Below are 15,627 nucleotides of genomic sequence, written 5' to 3' on the forward strand. Positions count from 1 at the left end.
CGTCCCGCCCTGCCCGGCCGTTCGGTGCTGCCCGGCCGGCGCCCCCGGGCGGGTGCCGCGGACGCCGTACCGGCAGTGGCGGGCCGTCAGCAGCGGATCGCCGCGACGCCCTCCCCGGTGCCGGCCACCAGCAGCTCGGCGGTGAGCGCCAGCGCCCAGACCTGCGAGCCCAGTCGCAGGTCGACCGGGCCGTCCGCGCCCGGCCGGCGGAGCCGTACGAGACCGTCCGCCCACGCCGCGGCCGTCGCCGGCCCGGCCGGGGTGTCGACCGCCGCCACGGCGGTGACCTGGCTGCCGCGGCGGTCGACCGGTTCGGCCTCCGGCCCGTCCACGGCCGCGTCCCAGCGCCGCACAGCCCCGTCGAAGCCTCCGCTGAGCAGCAGTCCGGCGGTGCCGGCGAGCGCGGTCACCGGGCCCTCGTGCAGCTTCTCGGCGTCCGTACCGCCGTCCGGCCGGCAGCGGTGGACCGAGCCGGTGTCGTCGGCCACCGCCGGCAGCCCCTGCGGGCCGGTGGTGGCGAGGGCGCTCAACTCGCCGCGGACGGCGGCCTGCAGGGCGTGCAGCGCCTGCTCGGCGGCGGCCCCGCCCGCCGTCTGCCCGGCCGGCTCCGGCAGCACGGCCGCGGTCCCCTCCGCGTCCAGCAGCAGCACGGTGCCGTCCGGGGCCGTCGCCAGCCCGCGCAACGGCCGGGCGTCCGGCAGGGCGACCCGGGCCAGCGGCCGGCCCGACGGGGTGTCCACGGTGCGCACCACGCCGCCCGGGTCCGCCAGCAGCAGCTGCCCGGCGTAGCCGCCGGTGCCCACCGCCAGACCGGCCACCGGGCCGGGCCAGCCCTTCGAGGATCCCGGCCACATCGCCCACTCGGCCCGCCAGGGCGCGGGCACCTCGCCGAGCCGGTCGGCCGCGGTGTCGTCCATGCCGATCAGACGGGTGCGCAGCACCGCGGCACGGACGGCCGGGTCGTCCTCGCCGACCAGGGCCGGGCCGGCCGCCGTCCAGGCGTCCGGGACGGGACCGTTGACGAAGTCCATGGCGGCGGTGACCGCCACCGGCCGTGCACGGGTGAGGAGTTGGGCGTCGGCGAGCAGTCCGGAGGCGGAGCCGTCCTTGGCGGCGGCCGTCCACAGGTCGCCGAGCAGCGCCTCGTCGGCGGCACCGAGGTCGGGCCGGCCGTCGGGATGGCGCGGCACCCGGGCGATCAGCTCGGCCGCGGTCTCCGCGGGCCGCCCGGCGCTGCCGTCGGCCACCCCGGGACTGGGGTAGGCGGCCGGGTCGCCGCCGACCGAGGCCGCCCAGGCGGCGAACCGGGCCGGGTCGGTCCACTCCGGCCGGTCGAGGTCCAGGACGGCCGCCTCCCCGGCGGCCGTGCCGAAGGCCGCGGCCGCCGCGCCGCCGTCGGGCGCCTCCACGACCAGCCGCACCAGCTCGGACTCGGCGAGCGGCCGCAGCAGCCCCGCCACCAGGTGCGAGGGGTGCACCGCACGGCCCAGGTCCGGGACGCAGACCACCACCGGCCGGCCCTCGTCGGCCAGGGCGGTGATCAGCTCCCCCGGGCTGTGCACCAGGTGGCCGAGGCGGCGGCCGAGCAGCCAGAGCGCACTGTCGACGGTGAGCCGCTCGCCGTCGAGCACCGCGTGCACCCGCTGCGGCTCGGGCAGCCGCTCCCCGGTGCAGGCCTCGCCGAACCAGGTCAGCAGGTGGGTCTTGCCCGCCCCGGGCGAGCCGGCGACCCGGCACAGCCGCGGCGCGCGGGGGTCGGCCAGCCAGCCCAGCAGCGCCCGTCCGGCCGGCTTGCGGCCCGCCCTCAGCGGCGGTATCCGACGCGCACCGTCACTCATGCCTGGTCCCCTCGTAGCCCGGTGAACGACCCATGAGCTTACTGAGCACCGACACCTCGACGGTCCGTCACCCCGCGGCGGCGCCGCCGCGGCCGCGGCGGCGGGCGTCAGCCCAGGACGGGCAGCCAGCCACGGAGGTCGCTGCGCTCCCCGCCGGCGTGCACCTCGGCCGCCTCGACCGCGTCCGGCCAGGCGCGCCGGCCGGTGGCCAGCCGGATCCAGGTGAGCGGGTCGGTCTCGACGACGTTCGGCGGGGTGCCGCGGGTGTGCCGGGGGCCCTCGACGGCCTGCACCACCGCGTACGGCGGGATCCGCAGCTCGACGGCGCCGCCCGGCACCTGGTCGGCGAAGGCGTCGGCGAGCAGCCGGGTCGCCGCGGCCACCGCCTGCCAGTCGTGCGGGAAGTCGGTGCCGAGGGCGTCCGCGAGGTCGTCGGCGTGCACCACGGTCTCCACCAGCCGGGTCACCAGGAAGTCGGCCAGCGGCATCGGGCCGAAGCGCATCCCGATCAGCCGCCCGGCCTCCGCCGCGGCCGGGCCGGCCAGCACCGCGTGGAGCTCCGCGCAGCGCCGGTCGAACTCGGCGGCCACCTCGGCGGGCGTGCCGGCGAACGGCCCGGCCGCGAGCTCCTCGGCGATGTCGTTGATGGTGGCGGCCGCCGTCCGCGTCCTGCGCGCCCAGTCGAGCGGGGTGATGGCGGGGGCCTCCGGCAGCGGCTCGTCCAGGTGGGCCGGCACCCAGCTGACCACCATGCCCAGGTGCGACACCAACTCCCGTACCCGCCAGTCGCCGAGGCGGGTCGGCAGGTCCAGCTGGGCGGCGGTCAGGCCGCGGACGGCGCCGCGCAGCGCCTCGGTCTGCCCGGCGAGCGCGGCGCGCACCTTGGCCGGGTCGTACGTGCGGGTCTTCGTCGGCATAGCCAGCAGCGTACGCCGAGGGGCGGCCCGCTCCGCAGAGCCGGCCGCCCCTCGGGACGTGCGCATCCGTCAGGCGAGCAGGGCCTCGATGACGCCGGTGTGGGCGTCCTTCAGCTCCGCCAGCGTGACGGTGAACTGGCCCTGGACCTCCAGGGCGTCGCCGTCGACGACACCGATCCGGGCGACCGGCAGGCCGCGGGCACCGCACATGTCGTTGAACCGGACCTCCTCGCTGCGCGGCACGGAGACCACCGCGCGGCCAGCCGACTCGGAGAACAGGAACACGAACGGGTCCGTGCCCTCCGGGACGACGACGCGGGCGCCGTTGCCGCCCTTGAGGCAGCTCTCCACCAGCGCCTGGCCGAGGCCGCCGTCGGCGAGGTCGTGCGCGGCGTCGATCATGCCGTCGCGGGAGGCCGCGATGAGGATCTCGCCGAGCAGCCGCTCGCGCTCCAGGTCGACCTTGGGCGGCAGGCCGCCGAGGTGGCCGTGCACGACCTGGGTCCAGGCCGAGCCGCCGAGCTCGTCCTCGGTGTCGCCGAGCAGGTACAGCAGCTGGCCCTGCTCGCCGAAGCCGATCGGGGTGCGGCGGGTGACGTCGTCGATGACGCCGAGCACCGCGACCACCGGGGTCGGGTGGATGGCGACGTCGCCGGTCTGGTTGTACAGCGAGACGTTGCCGCCGGTGACCGGGGTGCCGAGCACCTGGCAGGCGTCGGCGAGGCCGCGGGTCGCCTCGGCGAACTGCCACATCACGTCCGGGTCCTCGGGGGAGCCGAAGTTGAGGCAGTCGGAGACGGCGAGCGGCTTGGCGCCGCCGGCCGCGACGTTGCGGTACGCCTCGGCCAGGGCCAGCTGGGCGCCGGTGTACGGGTCCAGCTTGGCGTAGCGGCCGTTGCCGTCGGTGGCGACCGAGACGCCGAGGTTGGTCTCCTCGTCGATCCGGATCATGCCGGAGTCCTCGCCCACCGAGAGCACGGTGTTGCCGAGCACGTAGCGGTCGTACTGGTCGGTGATCCACGCCTTGGAGGCCTGGTTCGGCGAGCCGGCGACCTTGAGCAGGGCGTCCTTGAGCCCGGCGCCGTCCACCGGGCGGGCGAGCCGCTCGGCGGTGGGGGCGTCGGCCTGCAGCGCGTCCTGCCAGGCCGGGCGGGCGAAGGGGCGGTGATAGGTCGGGCCCTCGTGGGCGACGGTGCGCGGGGGCACGTCCACGACCTGCTCGCCGTGCCAGAAGATCTCCAGGCGCTCGCCGTCGGTCACCTCACCGATCACGGTGGCGATGACGTCCCACTTCTCGCAGATCTCCAGGAAGCGGTCGACCTTGGCCGGCTCGACGATGGCGCACATGCGCTCCTGCGACTCGCTCATGAGGATCTCCTCCGGCGAGAGCGTGTTGTCGCGCAGCGGCACGGTGTCCAGCTCGATCCGCATGCCGCCGGTGCCGGCCGAGGCCAGCTCCGAGGTGGCGCAGGACAGGCCGGCGCCGCCGAGGTCCTGGATGCCCGCGACCAGGTCCTCCTTGAAGATCTCCAGGGTGCACTCGATGAGCAGCTTCTCCTGGAAGGGGTCGCCGACCTGGACGGCGGGGCGCTTGGCCGGGCCGGTCGCGTCGAAGGTCTCCGAGGCGAGCACGGAGACGCCGCCGATGCCGTCGCCGCCGGTGCGGGCGCCGTAGAGGATGACCCGGTTGCCGGGGCCGGAGGCCTTGGCGAGGTGGATGTCCTCGTGCTTCATGACGCCGACGCAGAGCGCGTTGACCAGCGGGTTGCCCTGGTAGCAGGAGTCGAAGACGACCTCTCCGCCGATGTTCGGCAGGCCCAGGCAGTTGCCGTAGCCGCCGATGCCCGCGACGATGCCGGGCAGCACCCGGCGGGTGTCCGGGTGGTCGGCCGCACCGAAGCGCAGCGGGTCCATCACCGCGACCGGGCGGGCGCCCATCGCGAGGATGTCGCGGACGATGCCGCCGATGCCGGTGGCCGCGCCCTGGTAGGGCTCGATGTACGACGGGTGGTTGTGCGACTCGACCTTGAAGGTGACCGCGTAGCCCTGGCCGACGTCGACGACGCCGGCGTTCTCGCCGATGCCGACGAGCATCGCGTCGTTCTCCGGGGCCTTCTCGCCGAACTGCTTGAGGTGGACCTTGGAGCTCTTGTACGAACAGTGCTCCGACCACATGACGGAGTACATCGCGAGTTCGGCGCCGGTCGGACGGCGGCCGAGGATCTCCCGGATGCGCGCGTACTCGTCCTCCTTGAGGCCGAGCTCGGCCCAGGGCTGGGCGGCGTCCGGGGTCTGCTCGGCGTTCTTGACGGTGTCGAGGCTCATCAGGCGTTCACCAGCTGCTTCAGGACGGAAGTGAAGAAGCCCAGGCCCTCGGTGGTCGGGCCGGTGAGCGGCTCCACGGCGTGCTCCGGGTGCGGCATCAGGCCGACGACGTTGCCCGCCGCGTTGGTGATGCCGGCGATGTCGCGGTACGAACCGTTCGGATTGACGTCGAGGTAACGGGCCACGACCCGGCCCTCCGCCTCGAGTTCGTCCAGGACGTGCTCGTCGGCGACGAAGCGGCCCTCGCCGTTCTTCAGCGGTACGACGATTTCCTGGCCGCTGCTGTAATCGGACGTCCACGCTGTGTCGGCGTTCTCGATGCGCAGCTTCTGGTCGCGGCAGACGAAGTGCAGCGAGTCGTTGCGGGTGAGCGCACCGGGCAGCAGGTGCGATTCGCACAGCACCTGGAAGCCGTTGCAGATACCGAGGACGGGCATTCCCTGCCGGGCCTGCTCGATGATGGTGTCCATGACCGGCGAGAAGCGGGAGATGGCCCCGCAGCGCAGATAGTCGCCGTACGAGAATCCGCCCGGCAGGACGACGGCGTCGACCTGGTGCAGGTCCTTGTCCCGGTGCCAGAGGGCCACCGGCTCGGCGCCGGCGAGGCGCACCGCGCGCTGGGCGTCGCGGTCGTCGAGCGAGCCGGGGAAAGTGACGACGCCGACGCGTGTGGTCACTTCGCCTCTCCCTCGACGCGGACGGTGAAGTCCTCGATCACGGTGTTGGCGAGAAACGTCTCGGCGGCCTCGCGGATGCGGGCCAGCGCGGCGTCGTCCACCGGCCCTTCCAGCTCCAGTTCGAAACGCTTGCCCTGGCGGACGTCGGCGATCCCGGCGAAGCCGAGACGCGGCAGTGCGCGCTGCACCGCCTGTCCCTGCGGGTCGAGGATCTCCGGCTTGAGCATGACGTCGACTACGACGCGTGCCACTGGCACTCCCGGTGGTGATTGCGTGAAGGCGGGGGACCTTCAGACTACCTGGCATTTCGGGCCTCCCGGCGGGTCGGTCCTGGTGACGCGCGTAGACAAACGCCCCTTACGCCGCAAGGGCTCCGCGCGTTCGAGCCGCCCCCGCACGCCCCTTTTCTCCGGATTCAATGGCGTCCCGGCCGGCCGGGCCGAGAACACCCGAATACCGGCACACCGGACATGTCGACCACGACTATCCCCGACTATCCGGCATCCTCGTGAAGCCTCGTGAATATCCGGAAAAAAGGAATGCCGGGGCCTTCGATTTCCAGCCTCTTTGGGTGCAGAATAGGGCGACCGGCGGCAGTCATCGGCTGTCATTTGGCACGGCATGCCCGCATGCCGCCGTGCGCGCCGCCGGCGGACGGGCCACCGGACACCAGCATCCGGCGGCCGAATTGCCCGAGAGGATTGACACCCATGGCTCAGCGTGTAGTCGTCACGCTCTCCGACGACCTGGACGGCGGCACCGCCGCGGAAACCGTCCACTTCGGTGTCGACGGGAAGTCGTACGAGATCGACCTCTCCGTGGAGAACGCGGAGAAGCTGCGGGAGGCCCTCGCCCCGTTCGTCGCGGCCGGCCGCCGGCAGAGCCGCACCGGCAAGTCCTTCCGGCGCACCGCCCTGACCCCCGACCCGCAGGCCGTCCGGGCCTGGGCGCAGTCGCACGGCATGGACCTCCCGGCCCGCGGCCGCATCCCGAAGGCCGTCTACGAGCAGTTCGCCGAGGCCAACTGAGCGTGCCGCCGCCCCGCCCCGGTACCCCTCCGGGGAAAGGGTGGGGCGAGCACTCCGATCGATGGGGTAGAGTATTTCTCGTCGCCGCAACCGGAGGCCGAAAGGCAGCCGGGAGGGGCGATCGGTGCCGAGGCACCGTGCGGACGTGGCTCAGTTGGTAGAGCATCACCTTGCCAAGGTGAGGGTCGCGAGTTCGAATCTCGTCGTCCGCTCGCAGTGTTCGAGCAACACAGCAGTAGCAGTGCAGCAGTACAACTCAACAGCATGCGGACGTGGCTCAGTTGGTAGAGCATCACCTTGCCAAGGTGAGGGTCGCGAGTTCGAATCTCGTCGTCCGCTCCGAGTACGAAGGGCTCCCTCGCAGAGGGGGCCCTTCGTCGTGCTGCCGACTCCTCGTGCTGCCGACACGCGCGGCACCGCCGATGACATTTGTCACCGCCCACCCGTGCAAGCGCACCGGCAGCCGGTGACGGCACGCACTGACCCCGCGCGCCGCCCGCCGGGAGGCTGGAGGCATGAAGGACACCAGCCACTCCGGGCCGGCCGTCGAGGCCGTGGACCTGCACCGCCGTTACGGCCCCACCGGCCCGGGCGGCTTCGACGCCGTCCGCGGCCTCGACCTCACCGTCCGCCGCGGCGAGCTCTTCGCCCTGCTCGGCACCAACGGCGCGGGCAAGACCTCCACCATGGAACTCCTCGAAGGACTGGCCGCCCCCACCGGCGGGCAGGTCCGGGTCCTCGGCCACGACCCGCACCGCGAGCGCACCGCCGTCCGGCCGCGGATCGGCATCATGCTCCAGGAGGGCGGCTTCCCCGGCGACCTCACCGTCACCGAGACCTGCCGCGGCTGGGCCGGACTGACCGGCGGCGCCCGCCCGGTCGGCGAGGCGCTCGACCTGGTCGGCCTCGGCGGCCGCGCCGGGGTGCGGGTCAAGCAGCTCTCCGGCGGCGAGCGCCGCCGCCTCGACCTCGCGGTCGCCCTGCTCGGCCGCCCCGAGGTGCTCTTCCTCGACGAACCCAGCACCGGCCTCGACCCCGAGGCCCGCGCCGCGGTCTGGCGGCTGGTCCGCACGCTGCGCGAGGACGGCACCACCGTGCTGCTCACCACCCACTACCTGGAGGAGGCCGAGGAGCTCGCGGACCGGCTCGCGATCATGCACGCCGGCCGGATCGCCGCCACCGGGACCGTCTCCGAGGTCATCGCCGGCCGCCCGGCCAGGATCGCCTTCGAACTCCCGGAGCGCTGCGGCCCGTACGAGGCGATCGGCCTGCCCGCCCTGCCCGCCGCGGACATCACCGCGGACGGCCGCCGGATCACCGTCCGCACCCCGCAGCTCCAGGCCGACCTCACCGACCTGCTCGGCTGGGCCGCCCACCACGGCGTCGCGCTCGGCGGCCTGGAGGCCCGCAGCGCCACCCTCGAAGAGGCCTTCCTCGCCATCGCCGCCGAAGCGGCCGCCACCCCCGAGACGATCGGCAGCCCCCGATGACCACGCACGCCGCCACCGCAGCCGCCTCCGCACCCGGCGCCCCGGCCACCACCACCGCCGGCCGTCTGCTCGCCCTCGGCCGCACCGAGGCCACCCTGCTGCTGCGCAACCGCACCGCGCTGTTCATGGCCGTCGCCATGCCGGCGGTCATGATGGTGAGCCTCAAGGGCATCCTCGACCAGCAGGCCGAGACCACCCCCGACCTGGACCTGCACGCCAACCTGGTCAACGGCGTCGCCGGCCTGGTCCTGCTCTTCGTCGTCTACTACAACCTCACCACCGCCTACGTCGCCCGCCGCGGCGAACTGGTGCTCAAGCGGCTGCGCACCGGCGAGGCCCGCGACCTGGAGATCATGGCCGGCACGGCGATGCCCTCGGTCCTCCTCGGCCTGCTGGAGTGCGGCCTGATCGGCGCGTTCGGCGCCGCCAGGCTGGACCTGCCCACCCCGGTCAACCCGCTGCTGATGGCCGCCGGCCTACTGCTCGGCACCGGTCTGCTCGTCGCGCTCGCCGCCGCCACCAGTGCCTTCACCAAGTCCGTGGAGACCGCCGGCATCACCACCCTGCCACTGCTGCTGGTCGCCCAGATCGGCTCCGGCCTGCTCATCCCGCTGGAGACCATGCCGGACGGCCTCGCCACCGCCTGCCGGCTGCTGCCCACCACCCCGGCCTTCCAGCTGATCCGGCTCGGCTGGTTCGGCACCGACGGCTCCGGGGCACCCACCGGCTTCCTCGGCAGCTGGGTCGAGGCCCTGCCGCACCTCGGGCTCGGCGTGCTCTGGCTCGCCGCCGCCGTCTGGGCCGCCCGCCGCTGGTTCCGCTGGGAGCCGCGCCGCTGACCCCCGCGGCCTCCGCCATGCCCGCCGCACCGGAGGAGTCCGGCAGCCACCACCGATGGGAGGATCTGACGACCGTGCATCCGTCGAGAGGGGACGACGTGGACCTGCTGAGGCCGTCGCGGCGCTGGCGGGCGCTGGGCAAGCCCAAGCGCACCGAGCTCTTCATCCGCTGGTCCCTCTACGTGACCGGCGTGCTGCAGCCGCTGCTCCTGATCGGCGCCCTCACGGGCAAGCGCGGGGCGGGCCTGCCCGACGCCGTCCGGATCACCGTCGCCGCCGCCTCGCTCACCGCCTCGGCGCTGTTCGTCGTCTGCTGCCGCGCCGGGCTCGCGCACTACCTCGGCCGACGGGCCCGGCCCACCGGCTGGCTGGTCGCCTTCACCGTCGGCACGCTGGTCTGCTACTGGGCGGTGCTCTCCACCACCCGCCCGACCGGCGACGACCCCGTCCCCAGCGGCGTCGCGACCGCCACCTGGCTGCTGGTCTTCTGGTTCGCCCCGGTGGCCGTCGCCGTCCCGGTGAAGGCCACCGCGCCGATCGGGCTGCTCGGACTGGCGTCGTCCGTCCCCGTCGCCGTGCTCGCCGGCGTCCCCGCCTCCACCGCCACCGGCCTGGCCGTCGGCTCCGGCATCGCCATGGCCCTGATCGGCGCGACCTGGCGGGGCACCGCCTGGATCGCCGCCGTGGTCTGGGAACTCGACGCCGCCCGCGAGGCACAGGCCCGGCTCGCCGTCGCCGAGGAACGGCTCCGCTTCTCCCGCGACCTGCACGACGTGCTCGGCCGCAACCTCACCACCATCGCGCTGAAGAGCGAACTCGCCGTCCAGCTCGCCCGCCGCGGCCGCACCGAGGCCGCCGACCAGATGGTCGAGGTCCAGCGGATCGCCCAGGAGTCGCAGCGCGAAGTGCGCGAGGTCGTCCGCGGCTACCGGACGGCCGATCTCGCCGCCGAGGTGGCCGGCGCCCGATCCGTCCTGCGCGCCGCCGGCGTCGAGTGCGACATCGACCTCGGCCCGGACGCCGCCGCCCTGCCGCCCACCGCCCAGTCCGTGCTCGGCTGGGTCGTCCGCGAGGCGACCACCAACGTGCTGCGGCACAGCGAGGCCGGGCACTGCACGGTCACCCTGCGCCTCGACGGCGGGCAGGCCCGGCTGACGGTCGAGAACGACGGCGTTCCCGGGCGGGCCGCCGACCGCGACCACCCCGGGACGGGCCTGCTCGGCCTGCGCGAACGGCTCGCCGCCCACGGCGGCGGGCTCGCCACCCCGCCCGCGGACCCGGGCCGCTTCCGGCTCACCGCATCGCTCCCGCTCGACCTGCCGGCCCTGGAGGTGGCCGCCCCGTGACCGATCCCGTCCGCGTCCTGCTCGCCGACGACGAGCACCTCATCCGCGGCGCCCTGGCCACCCTGCTCGGGCTGGAGGACGACCTGCAGGTCGTCGCCCAGGCCGCGTCCGGGCCGGAGGCCCTCGCCATGGCCCGTGCGCACCGGCCCGACGTCGCCGTCCTCGACCTGCAGATGCCGGGGCTCGACGGGCTGGAGGTCGCCGCCGAACTGCGGCACGTCCTGCCGGACTGCCGGACGATGATCGTCACCGGGCACGGCCGACCCGGCTACCTCAAGCGGGCCCTGGAGGTCGGGGTGCGCGGATTCCTGCCGAAGACCGTCTCCGCCTCCGACCTCGCCGGCATCATCCGCACGGTCGTCGCGGGCGGCCGCTACGTCGACCCGGAGCTCGCGGCCGACGCCATCAGCGCGGGCGACAGTCCGCTCACCCCGCGGGAGACCGACGTCCTGGAGCTCGCCGCGCACGGCACCTCGATCGCCGAGATCGCCGAACGGGCCGCCCTCTCCCCCGGCACCGTCCGCAACTACCTGTCCTCCGCCGCCGGCAAGCTCGGCGCCGAGAACCGCCACGCCGCCGTCCGCACGGCCCGCGAACACGGCTGGATCTAGACGGGACGGGTGCAGCCCGAACAGGGGCGCGTGGGGCCACCCCCCAGCCTTCGGCCGGGGCCCACGCGCCCCTGACGGGTCTACCGCTCAGGCCCAGGACGTCCCGGTGAGGCGCTCGTAGGCCTCGATGTACTTGGCGCGGGTCCGCTCGACGATCTCGGCGGGCAGGGCCGGCGGCGGCTCCTCGCCGGTGCGGTCCCAGCCGGACTCCGGCGAGGCCAGCCAGTTGCGGATGATCTGCTTGTCGAAGGACGGCTGGACCTGACCCGGCTGCCACTCGTCGGCGGGCCAGAAGCGGGAGGAGTCCGGCGTCAGCACCTCGTCGCCGATGATCAGTTCGCCGTCCAGCAGACCGAACTCGAACTTGGTGTCGGCGAGGACGATCCCCCGCTCGCGGGCGATGTCCCGGGCCCGGGCGTACACCGCGAGGGTGGTCTGCCGCAGGGTGGCGGCCAGCTCGGCCCCCAGGCGGCGGGCGGTCTCCTCGTAGGGGACGTTCTCGTCGTGCTCGCCGACCTCGGCCTTGAGGGCCGGGGTGTAGATCGGGGCGGGCAGCTCGGAGCCGTCCTCCAGACCCTCGGGGAGGGCGATGCCGCAGACGGTGCGGGAGTCCCGGTACTCGACGAGGCCGGAGCCGGTCAGGTAGCCGCGGGCGACGCACTCGACCGGCACCATCTCCAGGCTGCGGCAGATCAGCGTCCGGCCCTTCCAGTCCGCGGGGGCGCCGGCCGGCAGCTCGGTGGAGACCACGTGGTTGGGCACCAGGTCGGCGATCCGCTCGAACCACCACAGCGAGAGCTGGGTGAGGATGCGGCCCTTGTCCGGGATCTCGTTGGGCAGCACCCAGTCGAAGGCGGAGGTCCGGTCGCTGGCCACCATCACCAGGTCGCCGTTGGCGGCGCGGTACAGGTCGCGCACCTTGCCGGTGTGCAGGTGGACCAGGCCGGGAACCTGGACGGGCTCGGGCTTGGTGACAAATCCGCTCAAGGTCGTCTCGTCCTCAGGGAAGGGGGCTGACGGCCCGAGTCTTTCACGTCGGGCCGCCGGCCTCCTTGCAGAGGTGGTCGAGCAGGTTGGCGGTGGCCCGCTGAACGCGCTCGTCGGTGTGCCCGGGGCGGTCCAGCGCCGGCGACCAGGCGAAGGTGCCGGCGGCGAAGACGTACGCGCCGCTGGGCGCCCGGTAGAGCGAGGTCTGCTGGTGCCGCAGCCGCCCGGCGCTGTCGCGGTACGGGGAGTGGGCGAGCAGGGTCCGCTCGGTGTGGTCGGGCAGCGGCGCCCGCGGGTGGTAGTGGTCGGCCTCGCCGGCCACCAGGCCGGGCAGCGGGTCGCCGTCCTGGAGACCGGTGCCGGCCCACAGCCAGTGGCCGGTGTTGCGGGCGATCATCGGGGCGGGCGAGGGGACCCGCCCGGCGTACTGGACGCCGAGCAGGGCCTGCTCCGGCTCGCCGGCCTCGCGCCAGAGCGCGCCCGGGGTGCCGGGCAGCCCGGCGGCCGGGTTGCCGGCCGGGACCTTCTGCCGCTTGCGGCAGTTGAGCAGCCGGTTCGGCTCGCCGGACGGCCCCGGCGAGAGGTCGACCCGCCAGTACATGGTGTTGGCGGAGAGGAAGACCAGCGAGGTGCCGGTGTCGCGCGCGAACTCGACCGTCCGCCGCATCGGCTCGGACCAGTACTCGTCGTGCCCGGGGAAGACCATCGCGCGGTGGCGCTCCGGCTCGACCAGGCCGGCGTGCAGGTCGGTGGCGGTGGCGTAGGCCAGGTCGTAGCCGTACCGCTCGGCCCAGCGGATGAAGTCGTAGGCGTGGCCGACGTGCAGCGGCAGTCCGGCGCCGGCGTGCGGGCGGTCGAAGGAGACGGTGACGGCGGCCTCGGACTCGCCGACCAACCGGCCCTGCCCGTCCCAGGCGTGGTAGAGGCTGGCCCCGGTGTGCCCGTCCTCGGGGAAGAGGTTGTAGGCCTGCCAGGTCACGTCGGGCAGGACGAGCAGCAGGTCCGCCGGGTGCTCCGGGTCGGCGTCGCGGACGGTGAACGGGACGTGGCTGCGGTGCCGGTCGTCGGCGGTGGTGAGGACCGCGACGTACGCGCCGGGGCGCCAGTGCGCGGGGATGTGCAGCCGCCAGGACTGCCACCAGTGGTGGCAGGAGACCGTGCGGCCGACGACCAGCGGCGCGGCCTGGGCCAGGCCGGAGATCAACGGGCTGGAGGTGACCTGGCGGGCGCCGTCGCCGCCGTAGTGGCCGATCCGGTAGACGTCCACGGTGAACTCGCGGGGCGGGTTCACCGTCACCCGGAAGTCCACCGAGCCGCCGGGCCGGACCACGCCGGCCGAGGCGAACCCCTTGATCTGCTGGTCGACGTCGTCGGCGTTGGCCGGGCTGTTCACCACCGGCGCGGGCCGGGGTGCGCTCAGCGGCTGCTGGCCCGGTGCGTCGACGCTGACGTACCACGGCACCCCGCCGTCGGCGAGGTACTGGTCGGGGCTGCGCAGCCACGGCAGCGGCCCCTGGCCGAAGGGGTCGGACACGCCGTGCGCCAGCGTGCCGGACTCCCAGCGGCGGTTGAGTTCCGTCCCCACGCGCCCCTCCCACGGTCGCCGGCGTCAGGCTCGGCGCGCCCGTCCGCGACTGGCATGTGCCACACGGATGTGCGTGCGGTCCAGCACACCACAGGTTGCTGGCACTGCGTCACCCCACCGTAGCAACTGGTAGGCAAGACACCCGATTCCGCACCATTCGTCATCAACTGCGCACGGGGCGCGCGAGCCGCACGCCCGCCGTCTCCAACCAGCCCCGCAGCGGTGCGTCCTTGCCGAGTTCGACGGCCTGGCCGACCACCGCGACGAGGTCGGCCCGCCGTACGCCGCCCATCAGCAGCACCGGGCCGTCCAGCCAGTCCAGGCCGGCGACGGCGGCACCGGCGTCGACCACGGCGCAGCTGACCATCGCGGTGAGGTGGTCGGCGAGCAGGTCGCGGGCGTGGCGGCCGGGCGCGGTGTGGCCGCAGCGGCCGGCCAGCGCGGCGGCCAGGGCGTCTCCGCCGCCGCCGGCGAGCCGGGCGAGCACCCGTGCGAGCGGCGGGCCGTCGGCCCGCCCGGCCCCCGGGCCGTCCAGGGAGGCCTGCAACACGGCGGACTTGTCGCGCCAGCCGCGCAGGGCGACCTCGCCCGGGTAGGCGTCCCATTCGAGCGGCTGCCAGCCGCCGGGCGGCACCTGGTGGAGCAGGTCGGCGGCGAGCAGCGAGACGGCGGCGTCCACCCGGCCCGGCTCCTCCAGCAGGTCGCAGGCGGGCCGGTCGCCGAGACGGGTCTCGTAGCCGTCGGCGAGCCGGTCGCGGCGGGCCAGCTCGGTGAGCGCGGCGACCACGCCCGCGTTCAGGTGCTCGGGGTGGCGGCCGAGCCGCCAGGCGGGCAGCGCGACCCGGGTGAGCAGGCGGTCCCACCCCGCGTAGGCGAGGCCGACCTGCTCCTGGGCGGCGATCCGCATCCCGTAGTCGACCGCCCTGGCCTGGTGCGAGGCCCAGGCCGCCGCCGAGCGCTCCAGCTCGGCGGAGTGCTCGCGGCAGGCGCCGAGCAGCAGGCGGTTGATCCGGTCGATCACCGCGGCCGGGCCGCGGTGCGGCTCGCCGAGCGCGGCGTCCAGACTGCGGACGAAGCGCCGGGCGGCGGCGATGTCGGTGTCGGCGGCGACGGCGGTGCCCGCCACCACGGGGGCGAGCAGGGCACGGAGCTCACCGGCCCGCATCCACCACAGGAAGGGCGAGCCGATCACCAGAACGGGCGCCGGGTGCGGGGTGCCCCGGTGGTGCGGGCCGGCGGGCTCCTCCAGCCAGCTGTCGCAGTCCGGGGTCAGCGCGATCCCGGAGGGCACGGGCACCTCCAGGCGCTCGGCGAGGTCGACCAGCAGCCGGTAGAGCTCGGGCGCCTCCTCCGGGCGGACCGGGACGGCCGGGGTGGCCGGCGGCACCGCCGTGCGGTGCGAGCGGTGCACCAGCCAGCCGGTCACCAGCGCCAGGACGGCGACGGCGGCCACCGCCCAGCGGACGGCGTCCCACGTGCCGCCGTCGGGCGAGCCCGGCGCGCCGATCCGGCCGGTGAGACGGCCCGCCAGCAGCACGACGGCCAAGGCGGCGGGGACAACGGTGGCGGCCAGGGCCCAGCCACGGATTCGCAGCACGGCCTGGGCATGCGCGCGTGCGGCGTCGACAGCGGCCATTCGGCGCGGCACCCCCTTCGGAGCGGTCGGAGGCCAGTGGGCCGGGGCCGGCAGGACCGACGGGACCGGTGGCCGAGGCGTCCGAGCGACTCGAAATGATCAGTATCCGACCGGGACTCGGCGGCAGCCGCCCCCGGTTGTGCATCCTGCATGGCTCTTCTGACAGTTTTGACGCCCTCGTGCAGATGGGTGTTCCGGATCGCACCGCTTTCCACTCGTCCTGGTGACGGCGCGAACGATCCGGACGCCCCCAGCATCCCCCCGGGAGCGTCGCCCCACCCGGCGGCGGTACCGCGGGTGACGCGGTCCGGCACCGCGGGCGGGCGCGATTCAGCGCACCCTACGACC

General features: G+C 74.7%; 13 protein-coding genes and 2 tRNA genes. 7 read left to right on the forward strand and 8 right to left on the reverse strand.

Going from position 1 to position 15,627, the window contains the following annotated elements; all coding sequences use genetic code 11:
- Positions 1-86: 86 nt before the first annotated feature.
- The 5 genes from AB0O09_RS28565 to purS all read right to left on the reverse strand — a co-directional run bounded on the left by AB0O09_RS28565 (position 87) and on the right by purS (position 6,014).
- Entirely contained in the window at positions 87-1,838 is a 1,752-nt protein-coding gene (locus tag AB0O09_RS28565) for a hypothetical protein (protein ID WP_363546258.1), read from the reverse strand.
- A gap of 107 nt (positions 1,839-1,945) precedes the next feature.
- Positions 1,946-2,755: a sterol carrier family protein gene (locus tag AB0O09_RS28570; protein WP_363546260.1), complete on the reverse strand. Its 810-nt coding sequence runs from the start codon at positions 2,753-2,755 to the stop codon at positions 1,946-1,948.
- A 69-nt stretch (positions 2,756-2,824) separates the two neighbouring features.
- Positions 2,825-5,080: a phosphoribosylformylglycinamidine synthase subunit PurL gene (purL, locus tag AB0O09_RS28575; protein ID WP_363546262.1), complete on the reverse strand. Its 2,256-nt coding sequence runs from the start codon at positions 5,078-5,080 to the stop codon at positions 2,825-2,827.
- The gene (purQ, locus tag AB0O09_RS28580; protein ID WP_030274667.1) at positions 5,080-5,757 is read right to left on the reverse strand and encodes a phosphoribosylformylglycinamidine synthase subunit PurQ; all 678 of its coding nucleotides are present in this window, start codon (positions 5,755-5,757) and stop codon (positions 5,080-5,082) included. Before purQ ends, purL begins: the two co-directional genes overlap by 1 nt.
- Positions 5,754-6,014: a phosphoribosylformylglycinamidine synthase subunit PurS gene (gene purS / locus AB0O09_RS28585; protein ID WP_199922992.1), complete on the reverse strand. Its 261-nt coding sequence runs from the start codon at positions 6,012-6,014 to the stop codon at positions 5,754-5,756. The genes purQ and purS overlap by 4 nt, the downstream gene beginning before the upstream one ends.
- Before the next feature lie 453 nt (positions 6,015-6,467).
- Between purS and AB0O09_RS28590 the strand changes: the two genes are divergently transcribed.
- The 7 genes from AB0O09_RS28590 to AB0O09_RS28620 all read left to right on the forward strand — a co-directional run bounded on the left by AB0O09_RS28590 (position 6,468) and on the right by AB0O09_RS28620 (position 11,071).
- Entirely contained in the window at positions 6,468-6,785 is a 318-nt protein-coding gene (locus AB0O09_RS28590) for an Lsr2 family protein (RefSeq protein WP_030274670.1), read from the forward strand.
- Positions 6,786-6,924: 139 nt separating this feature from the next.
- Positions 6,925-6,997: transfer RNA gene (locus tag AB0O09_RS28595), tRNA-Gly, on the forward strand.
- A 54-nt stretch (positions 6,998-7,051) separates the two neighbouring features.
- Positions 7,052-7,124 (forward strand) — tRNA-Gly (locus AB0O09_RS28600).
- Positions 7,125-7,300: 176 nt separating this feature from the next.
- Positions 7,301-8,275 (forward strand): ABC transporter ATP-binding protein, encoded by a 975-nt coding sequence (locus AB0O09_RS28605; RefSeq protein ID WP_363546265.1) that lies wholly within the window; start codon positions 7,301-7,303, stop codon positions 8,273-8,275.
- Positions 8,272-9,114: an ABC transporter permease gene (locus AB0O09_RS28610; RefSeq protein ID WP_363546267.1), complete on the forward strand. Its 843-nt coding sequence runs from the start codon at positions 8,272-8,274 to the stop codon at positions 9,112-9,114. Before AB0O09_RS28605 ends, AB0O09_RS28610 begins: the two co-directional genes overlap by 4 nt.
- Before the next feature lie 98 nt (positions 9,115-9,212).
- Positions 9,213-10,460: a sensor histidine kinase gene (locus AB0O09_RS28615; protein ID WP_363546269.1), complete on the forward strand. Its 1,248-nt coding sequence runs from the start codon at positions 9,213-9,215 to the stop codon at positions 10,458-10,460.
- Positions 10,457-11,071 (forward strand): response regulator transcription factor, encoded by a 615-nt coding sequence (locus AB0O09_RS28620; protein ID WP_363546271.1) that lies wholly within the window; start codon positions 10,457-10,459, stop codon positions 11,069-11,071. Before AB0O09_RS28615 ends, AB0O09_RS28620 begins: the two co-directional genes overlap by 4 nt.
- Before the next feature lie 87 nt (positions 11,072-11,158).
- On the opposite strand, the gene AB0O09_RS28625 is transcribed toward AB0O09_RS28620, so the two are convergent.
- From AB0O09_RS28625 to AB0O09_RS28635, 3 genes are all read right to left on the reverse strand, one after another.
- A complete protein-coding gene (locus tag AB0O09_RS28625) occupies positions 11,159-12,058 on the reverse strand; it encodes a phosphoribosylaminoimidazolesuccinocarboxamide synthase (RefSeq protein ID WP_363546274.1) in 900 nt (299 codons plus the stop codon).
- Positions 12,059-12,101: 43 nt separating this feature from the next.
- Positions 12,102-13,643 carry a N,N-dimethylformamidase beta subunit family domain-containing protein gene (locus AB0O09_RS28630; RefSeq protein ID WP_363546277.1) on the reverse strand — a complete coding sequence of 514 codons (1,542 nt, stop codon included), beginning with the start codon at positions 13,641-13,643 and terminating at the stop codon, positions 12,102-12,104.
- 163 nt (positions 13,644-13,806) lie between these two features.
- Positions 13,807-15,279: a hypothetical protein gene (locus tag AB0O09_RS28635; protein WP_363546280.1), complete on the reverse strand. Its 1,473-nt coding sequence runs from the start codon at positions 15,277-15,279 to the stop codon at positions 13,807-13,809.
- Positions 15,280-15,627 lie beyond the last annotated feature (348 nt).

The sequence above is a fragment of the Kitasatospora sp. NPDC093679 genome, assembly GCF_040683455.1.
Lineage (GTDB): Bacteria > Actinomycetota > Actinomycetes > Streptomycetales > Streptomycetaceae > Kitasatospora > Kitasatospora arboriphila.

Bases quoted from the DNA above. Each gene is read 5' to 3' on its own strand.
- AB0O09_RS28565 (WP_363546258.1), bottom strand. From the start codon at position 1,838: ATGAGTGACGGTGCGCGTCGGATACCGCCGCTGAGGGCGGGCCGCAAG.
- AB0O09_RS28570 (WP_363546260.1), bottom strand. From the start codon at position 2,755: ATGCCGACGAAGACCCGCACGTACGACCCGGCCAAGGTGCGCGCCGCG.
- purL (WP_363546262.1), bottom strand. From the start codon at position 5,080: ATGAGCCTCGACACCGTCAAGAACGCCGAGCAGACCCCGGACGCCGCC.
- AB0O09_RS28590 (WP_030274670.1), top strand. From the start codon at position 6,468: ATGGCTCAGCGTGTAGTCGTCACGCTCTCCGACGACCTGGACGGCGGC.
- AB0O09_RS28605 (WP_363546265.1), top strand. From the start codon at position 7,301: ATGAAGGACACCAGCCACTCCGGGCCGGCCGTCGAGGCCGTGGACCTG.
- AB0O09_RS28610 (WP_363546267.1), top strand. From the start codon at position 8,272: ATGACCACGCACGCCGCCACCGCAGCCGCCTCCGCACCCGGCGCCCCG.
- AB0O09_RS28635 (WP_363546280.1), bottom strand. From the start codon at position 15,279: ATGGCCGCTGTCGACGCCGCACGCGCGCATGCCCAGGCCGTGCTGCGA.